16 protein-coding genes are annotated in these 16,724 nt (G+C 43.1%); 8 read left to right on the top strand and 8 right to left on the bottom strand.

Going from position 1 to position 16,724, the window contains the following annotated elements:
• Positions 1–22: 22 nt before the first annotated feature.
• Entirely contained in the window at positions 23–595 is a 573-nt protein-coding gene (locus tag HUJ22_RS02070) for a DUF502 domain-containing protein (protein ID WP_290873023.1), read from the bottom strand.
• Between the two features lie 187 nt (positions 596–782).
• Positions 783–2,249: a Gfo/Idh/MocA family oxidoreductase gene (locus tag HUJ22_RS02075; RefSeq protein ID WP_290873025.1), complete on the bottom strand. Its 1,467-nt coding sequence runs from the start codon at positions 2,247–2,249 to the stop codon at positions 783–785.
• A 432-nt stretch (positions 2,250–2,681) separates the two neighbouring features.
• Between HUJ22_RS02075 and alaS the strand changes: the two genes are divergently transcribed.
• The 8 genes from alaS to HUJ22_RS02115 all read left to right on the top strand — a co-directional run bounded on the left by alaS (position 2,682) and on the right by HUJ22_RS02115 (position 13,927).
• Positions 2,682–5,351 carry an alanine--tRNA ligase gene (gene alaS / locus HUJ22_RS02080; protein ID WP_290873028.1) on the top strand — a complete coding sequence of 890 codons (2,670 nt, stop codon included), beginning with the start codon at positions 2,682–2,684 and terminating at the stop codon, positions 5,349–5,351.
• Between the two features lie 222 nt (positions 5,352–5,573).
• Positions 5,574–6,674, top strand: coding sequence for a pyruvate dehydrogenase (acetyl-transferring) E1 component subunit alpha (gene pdhA / locus HUJ22_RS02085; RefSeq protein WP_290873031.1), 1,101 nt, complete (start codon positions 5,574–5,576; stop codon positions 6,672–6,674).
• A 24-nt stretch (positions 6,675–6,698) separates the two neighbouring features.
• Positions 6,699–7,682 carry a pyruvate dehydrogenase complex E1 component subunit beta gene (locus HUJ22_RS02090; RefSeq protein ID WP_290873033.1) on the top strand — a complete coding sequence of 328 codons (984 nt, stop codon included), beginning with the start codon at positions 6,699–6,701 and terminating at the stop codon, positions 7,680–7,682.
• 30 nt (positions 7,683–7,712) lie between these two features.
• Positions 7,713–8,978, top strand: coding sequence for a pyruvate dehydrogenase complex dihydrolipoamide acetyltransferase (locus tag HUJ22_RS02095; protein ID WP_290873036.1), 1,266 nt, complete (start codon positions 7,713–7,715; stop codon positions 8,976–8,978).
• Between the two features lie 174 nt (positions 8,979–9,152).
• A complete protein-coding gene (locus tag HUJ22_RS02100; RefSeq protein WP_290873039.1) occupies positions 9,153–11,540 on the top strand; it encodes a TonB-dependent receptor in 2,388 nt (795 codons plus the stop codon).
• Between the two features lie 18 nt (positions 11,541–11,558).
• Positions 11,559–12,788, top strand: coding sequence for a PepSY-associated TM helix domain-containing protein (locus tag HUJ22_RS02105; protein WP_290873042.1), 1,230 nt, complete (start codon positions 11,559–11,561; stop codon positions 12,786–12,788).
• Between the two features lie 81 nt (positions 12,789–12,869).
• A complete protein-coding gene (locus HUJ22_RS02110; RefSeq protein WP_290873045.1) occupies positions 12,870–13,334 on the top strand; it encodes a nuclear transport factor 2 family protein in 465 nt (154 codons plus the stop codon).
• A gap of 68 nt (positions 13,335–13,402) precedes the next feature.
• Positions 13,403–13,927 carry a hypothetical protein gene (locus HUJ22_RS02115; protein WP_290873048.1) on the top strand — a complete coding sequence of 175 codons (525 nt, stop codon included), beginning with the start codon at positions 13,403–13,405 and terminating at the stop codon, positions 13,925–13,927.
• Positions 13,928–13,932: 5 nt separating this feature from the next.
• On the opposite strand, the gene HUJ22_RS02120 is transcribed toward HUJ22_RS02115, so the two are convergent.
• The 6 genes from HUJ22_RS02120 to HUJ22_RS02145 all read right to left on the bottom strand — a co-directional run bounded on the left by HUJ22_RS02120 (position 13,933) and on the right by HUJ22_RS02145 (position 16,723).
• Positions 13,933–14,232 (bottom strand): hypothetical protein, encoded by a 300-nt coding sequence (locus HUJ22_RS02120; RefSeq protein ID WP_290873051.1) that lies wholly within the window; start codon positions 14,230–14,232, stop codon positions 13,933–13,935.
• Positions 14,233–14,326: 94 nt separating this feature from the next.
• Positions 14,327–14,503 (bottom strand): histone H1, encoded by a 177-nt coding sequence (locus HUJ22_RS02125; RefSeq protein WP_290873054.1) that lies wholly within the window; start codon positions 14,501–14,503, stop codon positions 14,327–14,329.
• A gap of 136 nt (positions 14,504–14,639) precedes the next feature.
• Entirely contained in the window at positions 14,640–15,284 is a 645-nt protein-coding gene (locus HUJ22_RS02130; RefSeq protein WP_290873057.1) for a hypothetical protein, read from the bottom strand.
• A gap of 206 nt (positions 15,285–15,490) precedes the next feature.
• A complete protein-coding gene (locus tag HUJ22_RS02135; RefSeq protein WP_290873060.1) occupies positions 15,491–15,700 on the bottom strand; it encodes a hypothetical protein in 210 nt (69 codons plus the stop codon).
• 30 nt (positions 15,701–15,730) lie between these two features.
• Positions 15,731–15,865 (bottom strand): hypothetical protein, encoded by a 135-nt coding sequence (locus tag HUJ22_RS02140; protein WP_290873063.1) that lies wholly within the window; start codon positions 15,863–15,865, stop codon positions 15,731–15,733.
• 147 nt (positions 15,866–16,012) lie between these two features.
• The gene (locus HUJ22_RS02145; RefSeq protein ID WP_290873066.1) at positions 16,013–16,723 is read right to left on the bottom strand and encodes a cytidine deaminase; all 711 of its coding nucleotides are present in this window, start codon (positions 16,721–16,723) and stop codon (positions 16,013–16,015) included.
• Position 16,724: the final 1 nt, after the last annotated feature.

Genomic DNA, 16,724 nt, shown 5'->3' on the forward strand with positions numbered 1-16,724 from the left:
ACATCTATTATGAATAGGTTATTCAGGAATGAATTTTAGTAACTCCGCCTGATACAATAAACCGCATAAAGTTAGTCGTATCTGTTTTTATTGGCGTTATTTTGTCGCGCGGAACGATATACAGGTTTCCTGAGAAGTTGTAGGAATGGGGGCAATAAACGGCTACTTCTTCTTTAAGTCCGTAATGCTCCAGCGACTCTTCCGTGATAAATCCAAAACGCTTCATGCCTGCCGGTTCACTGAATTCAACGTAAACCGGTTTGGTGAATTTTTTTTTATCTCCCACAAACGCCTCTGTCAAATCTTTCAAAGACGAATAGACAATATTGACGAAGGGTGTTTTAGTCATCAATTTCTCAAAAAGAAAAACGATAGGTTTGGCAAAGGTTCGGGTCATCATAAAACCAAAAAGGGTTATTAATACAAACCCTGTAATAATGCCCAATCCGGGAATTTCATACTTAAACCAGCTAAATAGTAAGTTGTTGAAAAGATCATTCATCCAAATGAGGACCGAATAAATCAGGTAAATGGTAGCTGTTACCGGTAAGATGATCAGCATTCCTCGAAAAAAGTAGTTCAGAATCGTCTTCATTATCACATAATATTTGGGTTTCAATTTGTTTGAAATCTATTATTTAATACTGAAAGATGTGCAGTCCTTTGTTACAGGAGAATTGAAAGCAGAACAAGGAACATCCAATTTCCACCGCAGAAGTTTTTTTAATGTTCATTCCTGCAAAGGCAGAAATCTAATTCTTGGCTTTCCGACCCTGTAGGTATCAGACTTCCCAGCCTTTTCGATAAGTACGCCCAACAAACTGATTGGCTTCTTTGAGATTTGTGATCTCCATATTTTTACCATCCCAAAGTAGTTTTTTACGGCCATAGTATTCCATCCGCCCCTCGCTATTTTCTCTTCTCAATAAGTAGCTTCGGATAGCAAGATTTCCCATCAGCACGGTTTCGGTCATTGGCCCGGCATAATCAAATGATGAGGTTAAAGCCCGGTGTTCTTTACTGTCAAAACCGGCTTTACAGGCATCAATCCATTTTCTGTGATGCCCGTATTCGGGTTCTTCATTTTCTTCCGTTTCAGGGCCAAATTCTGTGGTACCATCATTCAGGTACAGTTTTGGCATAATGGGTGAGCTGTCATTGATATTGGTTGATATAACACCATTTTCTCCGATGATTAAAACACCGTTTGCACTGTTCGGGCCGCCCATATCATGATCGGCGGGTATAATCTCGGGACGGGACGGTTTGATACCTCCATCACTCCAGGTCATTTTAATAGGTGATTTTGTTTTATCAGTTGCTTCATAGTTCATGGTAATGAATGAGGAAGCGGGGCAGCCCTCGGGATGATAATCTGGAGTCCACATCTGTGTGTAAATAGTACCCACACTGCATTCCGCATCGGTGGGATAGGTGAGGCCCAGTGTTCGATATGGAATATCGATCAGGTGGCATCCCACATCTCCCAAAGCTCCGGTTCCGTAGTCCCACCATCCTCTCCAGTTGAAAGGATGTAAATTGGGGGTGTAAGGTCTGTATTCGGCAGGGCCCAGCCACAGATTCCAGTCTAAGGCGTCAGGTTTCTGACTTGGATCGGGTTCCGGCATGGCAAATCCCTGAGGCCAAACGGGTCGGTTCGTCCAAACTTTTACTTCTGATATATTTCCCAAGACTTCCGTATCGATCCAATCCTGCACCATATTGAGTAACGGGTTTGAGGCTCCTTGATTTCCCATTTGGGTCACTATTTTCTGTTCCCGAGCCATTTGCGTTAAGAGGCGTGCTTCTCTGATATTGTGCGTCATTGGCTTTTGGACATACACATGAATTCCACGTTCCATGGCATATTTAGCGGCAGGGGCATGGTTATGATCCGGAGTTGAAATGGTTACAGCATCCAGATCGGGCTCGGCCTCCAGCATTTCTCGATAGTCGCTGTATCTTTTTGCTTCCGGGAATGCTTCAACAGCACGTTGTGCCGACCCGGAAAAATCCACATCACATAAAGCAGCTACTCGCTCTCTTCCGTTTACGGAAGCATTTCGAATATCGCTGAATCCTTTTCCACCTGCCCCAATAGCGGCAATATTCAACTGATCGCTGGGTGCGGTATAGCCAACCCCTCCGAGTACATGCCGGGGTACAAAGAAGAAAGAAGAGGCAAGAGCACTTTTCTTAATAAAGGATTTGCGGGTTATAGACGAGGATTTTTTTTTGTCATTCTTCATAACTGAAAGGCTGTTTTTTTGAACACCATAAACAAAATGGCAATCAGTTGGTCTGTTGTCTTTGTTGCTCGGAATATTCAATAATTCAATCAATTTTAAAAATGGAAAGTTTAAAAAGGGAACTTTCGAACTTCGAACAAGGAACATCCAACATTCAACGCAGAAGTTTTTTAGTGGTCATTCCTGTGGTGGTGGGAATCTAATTGTTTGAACCGCGGATTTGGCTGTTTTTTTATACTGGTGTGTTAGATAATGGATTTATATTTAAAACCTAGTATTCAGGCCATCTTAAAATCACTATTCTGTTCGAAATAATTTTCGATTAACTGAGTTACGATTCACGATTAACGAATCTCAAACCACGGATGAGTTCAAACCATATTTTTCCTATCTTCAAGGCTCTGTAAAATTGAACACTCACACATCATATTAATGTCGCACAAGACTTCCGCCCAGATTCGTCAGGAATTTTTTGATTTCTTTGCTGAAAAAGATCATGCTATTGTTGACAGTGCTCCCGTAATTCCCAAGAATGATCCCACCTTGTTATTTACCAATGCGGGGATGAATCAGTTTAAATCCATTTTTCTTGGGGAAGAGGATGCCCTCAAACACGATGGAAAGCTCTGGAAACGTGCGGCTGATACCCAAAAATGTATTCGCGTTAGCGGTAAGCACAACGACCTGGAAGAAGTAGGCCATGATACCTATCACCATACCTTGTTTGAGATGCTGGGGAACTGGTCGTTTGGGGATTACTTCAAAAAAGAAGCCATTGGCTGGGCATGGGAGTTGCTGGTGGACAAATGGGGACTAGACCCCGACCGGTTATACGCCACCGTATTTGAAGGGGATGAAGCAGACGGACTGCCCGTAGATGACGAAGCCATTGAACTTTGGAAAAGCGAGACGTCAATCTCACACGATCACATACTGAAGTGCAGTAAGAAAGACAATTTCTGGGAGATGGGTGAAACCGGACCGTGCGGACCTTGTTCAGAAGTTCACATTGACCTCCGTTCCGATGAAGAACGCAAAGAGAAACCCGGTCGGGATCTGGTGAATATGGATGATCCCCGTGTGATGGAGATCTGGAACCTGGTATTCATTCAGTTCAACCGAAAGCAAGATGCCAGTCTCGAAAAACTCCCTGCTCAACACGTAGATACCGGAATGGGTTTTGAGCGGGTTTGTGCGGTGCTGCAGGAAAAAACATCTAATTACGACACCGATGTCTTTACCCCGCTGCTAAACGAAATTGCCGATATGGCCGGACTGAAATATGGCGAGGAAGAAGAAAAAGACATCGCAATGCGGGTGATCGCGGATCATATTCGTGCGGTGACATTCTCCATTGCTGATGGAGCTTCTCCCGGAAATGACGGTCGCGGTTATGTGATTCGCAGGATTTTACGTCGTGCTATTCGTTACGGTTGGGATGTGCTGGATTTCAAAGAACCGTTCTTCTACAAGCTGGTAGATGTTTTGGCCGGGCAGTTCAAGGATGTATTCCCGGAGATCAAGGCACAGAAAGAGTATATCGTAAATGTGATTCGCTCCGAAGAAAAGAGTTTCCTGAAGACTTTGGGTCAAGGCATCGAGCTGTTCAACGAGATGGTAGAAGGGAAGAAAAAGCTGTCCGGTGAAGATGCTTTTAAACTCCATGATACCTACGGTTTTCCCATCGACCTAACGGAGTTGATGGCTCGCGAACAAGGGGTTGAAGTGGATGTAGATGGCTTCAACAAACACATGAAAGAGCAAAAAGATCGCGCCCGTGCCGCCGGTAAGTTTTCGGTGGATCAGAGTGATTCAAATAAATGGAATGTGATTAAGGAATCCGATGATTTTGAGTTTGTGGGCTATGATGATGCTGAAGCCGAAGTAGAAATTTTAGCCTATCGAAAAGAAGGCGAGCGATTTGCACTCCAGCTTTCCCAAACCCCGTTTTATGCAGAAAGTGGGGGGCAGGTTGCGGACACCGGGCTCATCACCAATGGCGATGAGTATATCAAAGTAGTGGATGTACAAAAAAATAATGGGCAGTTCATTCACTATGCAGATAAACTTCCCGAAGATCTTTCCGGAACATGGACAGCTTCCATTGATCTGGATAGAAGAATTGAAATTCAAAAACATCATTCCGCTACACATCTGGTTCACGCCGCACTGCGGGGAATTTTGGGAGATCATGTTGCCCAAAAAGGCTCGTTGGTGGATGAATATCACCTGCGTTTCGATTTCTCTCACTATGAAGCCATGACGGACGAACAGCTGGATGAAGTGGAGCAGTTGGTTAACGAGAAGATCCAGGAGAACATCCCACTACAGGAAGAGCGCGACGTTCCGATTGATGAAGCCAAAGAACGCGGTGCTATGATGCTTTTCGGTGAAAAATATGGGGAATCCGTACGCGTAATAACCTTTGATGAAGATTATTCAGTAGAGCTTTGCGGTGGAACTCACGTGGGAGCCACCGGCGAGATCGGTTATTTCCGGTTCACACAGGAAACATCCGTCGCTGCAGGAATTCGCCGGATCGAGGCTGTTTGCGGAACTCAGGCTGACAAACTTCTCCGTGATGAGAAACGACTATTACAACAGGTGAAAGGAGCTATCGGACAAACTCAAAACCTGGCAGCTGATGTACTGAAGCTGGTTGAAGAGAAGAAAGCCCTTGAGAAGGAACTCGAAAAAGTGCAGATGCAAAATACCGGCGCCAAATTGGATGAACTGATTCAAAATGCAGGTTCACTTGATTCGGGCATCAAACTGGTGAAAGGGGAAATTCTCGGCGCTGATATGGATGCATTGAAGCAATTGGGTTATGATGGCCTTCAAAAGACCAAAGAAAATACCGCTATTGTGCTGGGCAGTAAAGATGAGGAAGAAGGAAAAGTGTACCTGATGGTAGCTTTAACTGACGATCTCATAAAGGAAAAAGGACTCAAAGCCGGTGCATTAGTAGGTCAGCTTGGACGATTGGTTGGCGGAGGTGGAGGCGGTCAGCCGAACCTGGCTACAGCCGGCGGACGTCAGCCCGGAAAACTGCCTGAAGCCCTCGAAAAAGTGAATGAATTGATCGAGGAATTTATTGCTTAATCAGAGTAAGGAATAGAACGCGGATAGCACGGATTGTTCGGATAATCGCGGAAAGGTGTTGTGAGTCCTGTTTAATTCTAAATCAGTGACCATCCGCAGAATCAGCGTCATCCGCGTTCCATTCGGTCGCATATTAATGAGCGGAATCAAATAACAAAATCTTCATAAAAAATGGATATATTTGCGTCCCTTTTACAAAAAGTATGATCTCAACAAATAATTATGGCTAAAAAGAATACAGACGAAGTAAATTTTGCCCCTCGGGGAATCGGAGATGAAAAAGACGGTGCCGTACAGAAAGGCGTGGATCTTCCGGCTCCCACAAAAAAGAAACATAAATCCCTTGGTTTAAGTGAAGATGATCTCAAAGCCATGTATGAGCAGATGTACCTGCAGCGCCGTTTTGAAGAACGTGCCATGCAGCAGTACCAAAAAGGAAAATTTGGCGGATTCTTACACTTGTATATTGGGCAGGAGGCAGTTTCTACAGGAACCGTTTATGCATTGAATGACGATGATGATATTATCACAGCTTATCGTGACCACGGTTGGGGTTTGTGTCGTGGCATTACACCCAATGAAGGAATGGCAGAGCTATTCGGTAAGAAAACAGGGTGCTCAAAAGGGAAAGGCGGCTCCATGCATTTTGCCAAAACCGAGAATCACTTTTGGGGCGGATACGGAATTGTAGGTGGTCACATTCCTATTGGCGGCGGACTGGCATTTGCGAACAAATACAATCAGAATGGGCGTATCTCAGCCACCTTTTTTGGAGACGGAGCAGTAGATCAGGGAGCCCTTCATGAGACCTTTAATATTGCCAATCTTTGGGGATTACCGGCTATCTTTGCAGTGGAAAACAATGGCTATTCTATGGGTACCGCTGCCCGGCGCCACACGGTAAATGAAATTGTGGACCGTGCCAAGGGATATGGCATGAAGAGCAGAGTGGTTAACGGAATGGATGTATTCTCTGTTTATGAGGCTATGAAAGAAGTAGCTGAAGAGGTTCGCAAGAACTCTGAGCCTTACTTCCTTGAAATCAGAACCTATCGCTATCGTGGTCATTCTATGTCAGACCCTCAGAAATACCGAACTAAAGAGGAGTTGGAAAACTATCAGAAAAATGATCCAATTGAGCGTTTGAAAACTTATTTGAAGGACAATAAGATATTGAAAGACGATGGAATTCAGGAAATAGAAGAGAAGGTAGAGCAGGAAGTACTGGATGCCGTGGAGTTTGCGGATAATTCGGACTTCCCGGATGAGTCGGAACTTTACGATGACATGTTTGCCGAAGACGAACCTTATTTCCACAATTAATTTTAAAACTGACTACATAAAGTAATGGCTGAATTACAATTTAGAGAAGCAATACGAGAGGCAATTGACGAGGAAATGGCCCGTGAAGAGAAAGTCTTCATCATGGGTGAGGAAGTTGCCGAATATAATGGCGCATACAAAGCCACCGAAGGACTTTTAGACAAATACGGTTATAAACGTGTAATTGATACTCCAATTTCTGAGCTTGGTTTTGCGGGCATTGGAGTAGGGGCCGCGATGAACGGGCTTCGTCCCATTGTGGAATTTATGACCTTCAATTTTGCGGTTTTGGCGGCCGATCAGATCATCAATCACGCTTCCAAGGCAGGCTATATGACCGGCGGACAGATTTCCATGCCGATTGTATTTCGCGGGCCTAATGCCTCTGCAGGTCAGCTGGGAGCAACCCATTCCGTAGCATATGATTCTATGTACGCCCACTTTCCCGGACTGAAAGTGATCTACACTTCTGAGCCGGATGATGCCAAAGGCTTGTTGAAATCTGCCATCCGCGATGACAATCCTGTATTGTTCATGGAATCTGAGCAGATGTACGGAATGAAAGGCGAAGTTTCTGAGGAAGAAGATTATATCATACCGATCGGAAAAGGGAAGATTAAGCGGGAAGGAAGCGATGTTACGGTAGTAGCTCACGGAAAAATGTATCATGTGGCAAAACAAGCCGCTGCCCAACTTGAGAAAGACGGAGTAGATGTGGAAATTATCGATCCGAGAACGGTGAAGCCTTTGGATCTCCCGCTGATTGTGGAATCTATTAAAAAGACCAACCGCTGTGTGGTGGTGGATGAAGCGCATCCGTTTGCAGGATTTGCCGCCGAAATCGGATTTTTGATACAGCGTGAAGCATTTGACTATTTGGATGCCCCGGTTCAGCGTGTTACACTTCCGGATGTAAATGCACCGTTTGCCAAAAACCTGTTTGACGCATGGCTTCCGGATGCTAAAAATGTGATCGAAGCAGTTAACAAGGTTACTTACAGAAATTAATAACTCACTCAACAGAACAGATTAAGAATTATGGCGATTAAGATTGAAATGCCGAAGCTCAGCGACACCATGGAAGAAGGGGTGATTGCGTCGTGGAATGTGAAAGAAGGGGATAAGGTCTCTGCCGGTGATATTATTGCCGAAGTAGAAACCGACAAAGCCACGATGGAAGTGGAAGCCTTTGATGAGGGTACTGTCCTTAAAATTTTAGTAGATGAAGGCGATGCTGTTCCCCTGGGCGGACTGATGGCTGTTTTGGGTGAAGAAGGTGAAGATATTTCAGATATATTGGAAGGAGCCGGCAATGGTGATTCCGGGGAATCTGAAGAAAAAGCTGAAGCCAAAGAATCTGCAGCTGAGGACAAGGAAGAATCCAAAAGCAGTGAAGATTCGACGACGCTGACTTCTCCGAAATCAGAGACTTCTTCAAGCTCATCATCCGATGATGGACGAATCAAAGCGTCACCGCTTGCCCGAAAAATGGCCGAAGACAAAGGTATTAATCTTGAAAACGTTCAAGGCTCAGGTCCGGGCGGCAGAATTATTAAGGTGGATATTGAAGAATATAAAGAAACGGCACAGCCTGCAGCTGCCTCAGCAGCAGCTTTCCAAAGCCTGGAAAGTAGAGAGGTGAAGGTTTCTCAAATGAGAAAAACGATAGGCCGACGACTTTCTGAAAGTAAATTCAGCAGCCCGCATTTTTATGAAACCATTGATATTGATATGAAAGCCGCAATGGCTGCCCGTTCTTCCATGAATGAAGCCAATGACGTGAAAATCAGTTTTAATGATATTGTTGTGAAGGCTTGTTCCATCGCACTTACCCGTCATCAGGCGGTAAACAGTTCCTGGTACGGAGATATAATCAAAGAGCACGGCGATGTGCATGTAGCTGTTGCTGTGGCTATTGATGAAGGATTGATGACCCCGGTTATCCGTCACTCTGACAAAAAAGGCCTCCTGCAAATTTCATCAGAAACCAGAGAACTGGCCGGACTTGCCCGCGACCGCAAACTCCAGCCTGAACAGATGGAGGGAAGTACCTTTACCATCAGTAACCTGGGGATGTTTGGCATTGAGGAATTTACCGCAATCATCAATCCACCAAATGCATGTATCTTAGCGGTAGGTGCTATCCGCGACGTACCTGTTGTGGAAAACGGAGAAGTAGTTCCCGGCAAGCGCATGAAAGTAACACTGTCCTCCGATCACCGAATTGTGGATGGAGCGAAAGCAGCAGAATTCCTGAACACCGTGAAGAACCTGTTGGAAAACCCGCTTTCGATGCTGCTTTAATAGTTGATTAATTTATTTGAAAACCCTGCTTATCTTTGATAGGTGGGGTTTTTATGTTTTATATAGAATTATTCTAAATAAAGGTTGTGCTTTTTTAAAGATCCCCTTATCATTGCATCGCTATTTAGATGAAGTCTAAATAGACTTGATATTAACATATTTAACCTATTAGCGATGCAATCTTCAAACAAAATATTCTTAACCGCTTTTCTATTCTTTTTCTCCCTGACAACTTCTATTTATGCCCTGAACCTAAATGGTAAAATTACTGGTCAGGTTGTAGATGAAAACAATGAACCTTTGACCGGTATCAACCTTCGTCTGGAAGGCTCTACGTATGGAACTGCTTCTGGTATTGACGGAAGCTATGAGATAACAGGTGTGCCGGCAGGGCGTTATACCTTTGTAGCATCGGGTGTTGGCTTTGAGACGGAAGAGAAATCGATCACCATAGATGAAGGTGAAACGCTTACAATAGATGTGATACTGTCAGTTTCGAATGAGGAGCTACAGGATATTATTGTACGCAGTTCCAAGATGAATAAATTCAACAGAGAGCGTTCTTCATTTGTAGCTAAAATGCCGATCGAGAATATTGATAATCCGCAAGTATATAACACCATCAGTGCTGAACTGTTGCAAGAGCAGGTGGTAACAAATTTTGATGATGCCATTACCAATGCACCCGGGATTTTCAAACTATGGGAATCAACAGGCCGTGGGGGTGATGGAGCGGGATATTATGCTCTCCGGGGATATTACGTCCAGCCGTCCATTGTGAACGGGCTTCCTTCACTGACTAATGGCAGCCTTGATCCTCAGAATATTGAACGTATAGAAGTACTTAAAGGCCCTTCCGGTACACTTTATGGCGGCAGTTTGGTATCGTATGGAGGATTGATAAATGTGGTTACCAAAAAGCCCTACAACTATTTTGCAGGGAATATCTCATACAAAACCGGAAGCTTTGGATTGAACAGAATCTCAGCCGATGTTAATACCCCAATCAGCAGTGAAAATGAAATTGCATTGCGTGTAAATACTTCTTACCACAAACAAAATAGCTTCCAGGATGCCGGTGAGAATGAATCAATCTTTATTGCACCTTCTCTTTCTTATAAGGTGGATGATAAGCTTTCATTCTTGGTGAATACGGAATACCTGGAGTCAGAAATGACTAATCCTACGATGCTATTCCTGAACCGAAGCGTGCCGTTGGTTTCTTCAAACCTGGATGAGCTGAATTATGACTTTCGAAATTCATATACCAGTAATGATCTGACTATCACAAACCCAACACTGAGCTTGCAGGGGCAAATGGAGTACAAGCTTTCCGATCATTGGACTTCTCAAGCTTCCATTTCACGCAGTAATGCAAAAACGGATGGTTACTACACTTATTTGTGGGACCTGGCGGATGGAAATTCAACCTATGCCCGGTATATGAGTAAGCAAAATTCCACGAATCTGGGTACGGACATTCAGCAAAATTTTGTCGGTGAATTCGAGATTGCCGGCATGGATAATAAAATGGTAGCCGGACTCGACTATTATCAGGAACAAACTATCAATAACAGTACGGGCTATGTAGGATTTGGAACGGTAACCGTTGGCGATGGAAGTTCAGGGGCGGGTCTCTCACGTCCTGCAGCCGACCAAGCCCTTGCAGGAGCTGCGGTAACTAATACAAAAACCGAGCAACAAGTGTACAGTGCTTACATCTCGGATGTGATTAATTTCACCCCGGCACTTTCTGTAATGGCCAGCTTACGCCTTGATCGTTTTGATAATGCAGGTAACACTACCACCGAAGCAGATGACTATCAGCAAACGGCACTTTCACCAAAATTCGGAATCGTATTCCAGCCCATCGTGGATAAGGTTTCCCTGTTTGCCAATTACATGAATGGATTCAGCAACGTTGCTCCCCGTATTCAGGATGACGGCTCAACCAAAACGTTCTCCCCCGAAAAAGCTGACCAATGGGAAGCCGGAGTGAAGACTAACCTTATGAACGGCAGAGTGACTGCAACATTGAGCTACTACGATATCAACGTTTCCAACGTGGTGCGTCAAGATCCGGATAGAGTGAACTTTTTTGTTCAAGATGGTGAGAACTACAGCCGTGGTTTTGAGGGAAGCGTGACTGCTTCTCCGTTCGACGGACTGAATCTGATCGCCGGGTACAGCTACAACGAGAGTGAGGTAACAAAAACCGACAATGCAGATTACCTGGGCAGGAGACCGGAATCAGCCGGCCCCCAAAGCTTGTTCAATATTTGGGGAAGTTACCGGGTGCAGTCAGGCACTTTAAGCGGACTGGGAATCGGGCTTGGCGGAAATTACGTGAGCGAAAATATGATCCTGAACCGCGCTTCCACCGGAACCTTTACACTTCCATCATACACCATTGTTAATGCCTCCGTGTTCTATGATACCGATGCTTACCGTATCGACTTCAAGGTAGATAACCTTACCGATAAGGAATACTACAAAGGCTGGAGCACCATAAACCCGCAGAAGCCACGCGTCATTAAAGCCGGATTTTTATATAAGTTTTGAGCTTTGAGAAGCTGATTAATGATGTTTAAGCAAGCCATTTTATTTTTGCACCGCTGGCTCGGACTGATTTCCGGGCTCGTGGTTTTAATCTTAAGTATTACAGGTGCCATTTTTGTTTTTGAGAAGGAGATAAGTCATTGGCTTCGCAGTGATCTGATGCATGTTGAAAGTCATGATCAGCGACTTTCAATGGAAACGATGTATGAAATTACATCTGATGCGCTGGAAGTTGATCAGCTTTATTACGGGCTTACTACTTATCAAAATGAAGATCAGGCCTGGTCGGCATTTAGCTTCGTTCGAAACCCGGAACCTTCTTTGACCTATTTCGGGGCTATTTCTGAATATAAAACGGCTTATGTAAACCAATATACAGGAGAAACGCTTTCTGTAATAGATGAAGAAAAAGACTTTTTCCAGATCGTAAAAGGCATTCATTGGAGTTTGCTGCTTTCAACTCCGATTGGTCAACCCATTGTGGTTTGGAGTACGGTGATCTTTATTATTTTGTTGATCTCCGGACTTATTCTCTGGTGGCCCAAAAAGTGGAGTAAGGCCGGTAGAAATAAGAGCTTTAAAGTGAAATGGTCGGCCAAATGGCGTCGCGTAAATTATGATCTGCACAATGTTCTTGGGTTTTATGCTTTGATTCTGGCTTTGATTGTGGGAGTAACCGGATTGTATTGGGCCTTCCCGGTAGCCCAAAAAGCGCTTTATTTTATTGGAAGCGGGGAATTCAAGCTGCCGGAAACAAGCGCACCACAAGTAGCTTCGACACCTCCGGTTTTACCCGAAAAAGAAAGCCCATTGGAAATAGCATATCAAAATGCCTGGCAAGAATTCCCCGATGCTTACAGTATTGCTTTCATCACTCCAACCGATTCGGCTGGAACCATTAACGCTATAGTTCGGGGAGATGGCAAGACTTATTATGAGAAGAGTGAGATGAAATTCGACCAATACTCCGGAGAGGTTTTGTATGTAGATGCTTATGAGCATAAGAACGCAGGAGAGAAATTAATGGCTATGAATTATGATATTCATGTAGGCGCCATTTGGGGAATTTCAGGAAAGATACTCGCTTTTCTGATCTGTTTGATCTCTGGAAGTCTTCCCATAACGGGATTTATTATTTGGTTTGATAAGAAAAGAAGATCAAAAAATTCGAGTGAAAAGAAGAGCAAGCTGAAAGTATATTCCAAAAATCGCTCTGAAAAAGAAGAACGTGAATTGGAATTCGCAGGCTGAGTTTTAATTACAATTTTATACAAACTTCTCTGATTTATTTCCGTAATTGGGGTTCAATTTTGAACTTCAATTAATGGAACCATGAAATCAATTCTTTTAGCCACAACCATTTTTTTAACAGCCTTATCCGGAGTAGTAAAAGCTCAAAATTCAACGAAGCAGGAAGTCCAGGCTACCATTGAAACACTATTCGAAGGAATGCTTGAAGCGGACGGACAAAAGGTTACTGCTTCTTTCACATTGGATGCGATCATGCAAACCATTGTGAAGAATGAACAGGGTAAGGTTACAGTCAGAAATGGCAGTCTTGAGGCCTTTGTGAGCAGCATTGGTTCAGCTGAACCGGGAAGACTGAATGAAAAGATTGGAAGATATGAGATCAAGGTTGATGGAGAGCTTGCTTCAGCATGGACGCCCTATGAATTTTATGTAGGCGAGGAGTTTTCGCACTGCGGGGTGAATTCGTTTCAGCTTATGAAAACTGAAGACGGCTGGAAGATCTTCCATATTGTAGATACCCGCCGAAAAGATAATTGTGCAGAATAACTTCAGACTTCAGCTTTAAATTGCTGATCGCTGAAAAGAAAATAACTCGAAATTAAAGACATCAGTCCATGAAAAAACTATACGTACTGCTTCTACTGCTTTTTGGAGCGCAATTTGCAACCGCTCAGGTAAGTGAAGAACAACGACAGCGTGATGTGCAAAGCATCGATAATTTGATCGAAGCGCTGTATGCATCCATCTCCGGAGAAAAGGGAGAGCCAAGGGACTGGGATCGATTCCGAAACCTGGTGATCCCTGAAGCACGGCTCATTCCGACAGGTAAAAATGCGCAGGGTAATAATGTTTATAAAGTATATAGCCCCGAAGAATACATTGAAAGCAGCAACGATTACTTTCTGGAAAATGGATTTTATGAATATGAGATCCATCGGGAAGAGCACCATTACGGAAGAGTGGTTCACCTATTCAGCACCTATGGCTCAAAACAAAGTAAAACGGATGCTGAGCCCTTCAACAAAGGGATCAACAGTATTCAGCTTTTTAATGATGGGGAACGCTGGTGGGTGGTTACTATTTACTGGGCGCATGAATCTGAGAGCAACCCAATTCCGGAAAAGTACAGTGGGCAGTGAAATGATCAGCTTTGATCTTTGAGAAGACGATCTATCAGTTTCGCCTTTTCGGGATCAACGTACATTCCGTAGGACATAATGAGGGTGCCTTTCACTCCTGTATTTGATTCTATGGCATACACTGTTGATTCACTTCCGGGGTCAGTACCCTGATCAAAAGAATGGGTTTCAACAATCTTAAGGTCATCCACAGTGTATTTCACAGCCAACTCTTTACAGGTTATGCAATTTTCGCCTAACTCATAGGTATGATTGAATCCTTTGTCTTTTAGTGATTCTACAGCTTCGGCTAAGTCAGTGTACATTATGATCGTTTTGCCTTTTGAGTTTAATATATAATACAAAATAAAAAAGCCGCTCGTTCAAGCGGCTTTTTAAAATAAAAATAGAGCTGTGAAATTAGCCGTTATTTTTAATGTCTTGGATCTCAAGGCGAATTTCTTGGGCCAATTTCTTTAGTTCCTGAAGGCCTTTGCGAGCACGTGTACCGGCTGCTTTATTGCCTTTGTCGTAGAATTTAGTCATTTCTTCTGTTGCTTCTTCTACGAGGTTTTTGATTTCGTCAACTCTACTCATTATGTAGCTCCGTTAAATTAATTATTAGTTAAAAAACTTCCTGTATTCAGAAAGTGCGTTGAAGCTATTCAATCGGGACTCTTGAGTCAAATTAAAAGTGCGTTTTTTACAGTAAAAATGATCTTTTTTTTAGTTTTCATTGGATAATGGTCACTTTTTCCAATTTTGGCCAGTTTTTGAAGTCGTTTGCAGTAGTTAATTTCACCGGATAATTAAAATCCTGGAATTCATCGGGGATGGATTCTCCTAAAAATTCGTCCGTCAAATGATCCCATAATAATTTTTCTTCAGATTTAGAGATTAAGATTTCATCTTTTTCATTCTTAGAGAAAAGCAGAATTTCAACTTTACTCAGTGCTTTTGAAATGGATTTAGTAAAATCAGGAAGAGGAACATGAGAGGCTTTTCCATTTTCATCAACAAGATTTGAAATCAGTAGATTTGGAGTAGCATGAAGTGATTGCAGGGCGTCGGTATCGAGATCTATTTTCCCGCTCTTTTTTTTAACAAGTCCTTTTTGAAACCCGTGTATTCCAATGGTGGCTACTCCCTGATCAGCAAATAACCCAATCAGGCGTTTATTAAGATCTTTAGTGGCGCGGAGCCGAGCATCTTCCCGCATCATTCCTGTTTGAATAAGCCGATCCGTATAAGGGCTGTCTCCATGAATAATAATTCCTTTTCGATCTCCCAATTTGGCCAGGGATTTTGCAAAGGAGGTGAGGAAGATAGAATTTTCAAGATGATGATGATCAAGAACAGCGATATAATTTATGGACATGTTTTATGCGTATTGTGATTCACATTAAATTACCCAATGTTTGGCTTAGTTGAATAACTAATTCACCTCTAAATTCATTTGGTGATTCAAATTTTCTTCATTTATTGTACAATTTAAAAACCTCAGAATAGTTTCATGTATCACCAAAGTTCGAACATACGAATGAAATGGAATCCCAATAGTTTTCGGAACAGGCCGCGGATTACCTACACCCGGTCCGTCTCTGTATACGACAGATCAGCCCTGAAAGTCATGGTTCGTTTGTTGCTATGCTCGATCTTGTCTTCATCATCTATGTTTGGGATGTCGGTGTGATGCACATTGCATTTCACTTCTTCATTAAGGTACTCGCTGATGCTTTTGGAGATGAGAGTTTCAAGCTGAGAATTTGAAAGAGTCTTTAATTTGTTGCTCATGACTATAATATTTCTTTTGAATTACTTGAGTTAGTCGGCTAAAAAAACATATTTGATGGATTCATCGTTTTGAAACCAAAGGGTGGGAATTCGCCGGCCATTTTTAGACTTCTCAGCTTCAGCTTTGTTAAATAGCTCCTGCTGTGTAACTTCGGGTAATTCCATTAGTAGATAGGACCTTCGGATGCATCAAGGTTACTCCGGATTATCACGAAATCCATCTGCGGGATTATCCTTCTGATGGATGAACAAGGGCTGTTTTGCTCAAATTCAACCATTGGTCGGATAAGCTTTGAGCCGTCAGACCCATAATCAACCTTGTTTCTTTAAGGATGCTGATTTAAAATTAAAGGGAAGCAAATCGATGGAAAGGTGTTCAGAAAGTGTTCCTTCAGCATGATGTAATTTAATTTCATGATAAGGCAGAAATTCTGCAATTACTTGCCGGCAAGCTCCGCAAGGACTGCTTATTTCACCTTTTTTGGTGTGTATTTCCAATTTCTCGAATTCAGTTATACCTGCAGTAATTGCTTTGGCGATAACAACTCGCTCAGCACAGAGCCCTTTGGTCCAGTCACTGACTTCTATATTAACACCTTCAAAATATCCGTCATTAGTAAAAAGCATAGCCGAAACGGGAAAGTCCGAATTTGGAGTAACTGCTTTTGTAAGCAGAGACTTAAGTTTTGGCAGCGTATTAAAATTATTATCAGCAGGATGAAACAGATCTTCTGTATTTTCAATAGGGGGGCTTTCGACTTCATGAACTTTCAGGTTAAATTCTTTGACCCAAAAGTCCAGTTGATCAAACTCCCTGTTTTCGATATATAACCCGGCAGGGATCTCGCCCTCACTTAAACATATAGCACAGGCCGATTGAACAGCAGGTATCGTAATCGGATATGAAACATTTTCAATCCGTACCCCGGCATAAAAGTGACCGTTTTTACTTTCAACTACACAAGCAGCCGGTCTCTCGGAATAAGGGATATAGGCTCGTTTGTAAAGTAAATTCCAGTTCATA

The sequence above is a fragment of the Gracilimonas sp. genome, assembly GCF_014762685.1.
Classification (GTDB): domain Bacteria; phylum Bacteroidota; class Rhodothermia; order Balneolales; family Balneolaceae; genus Gracilimonas.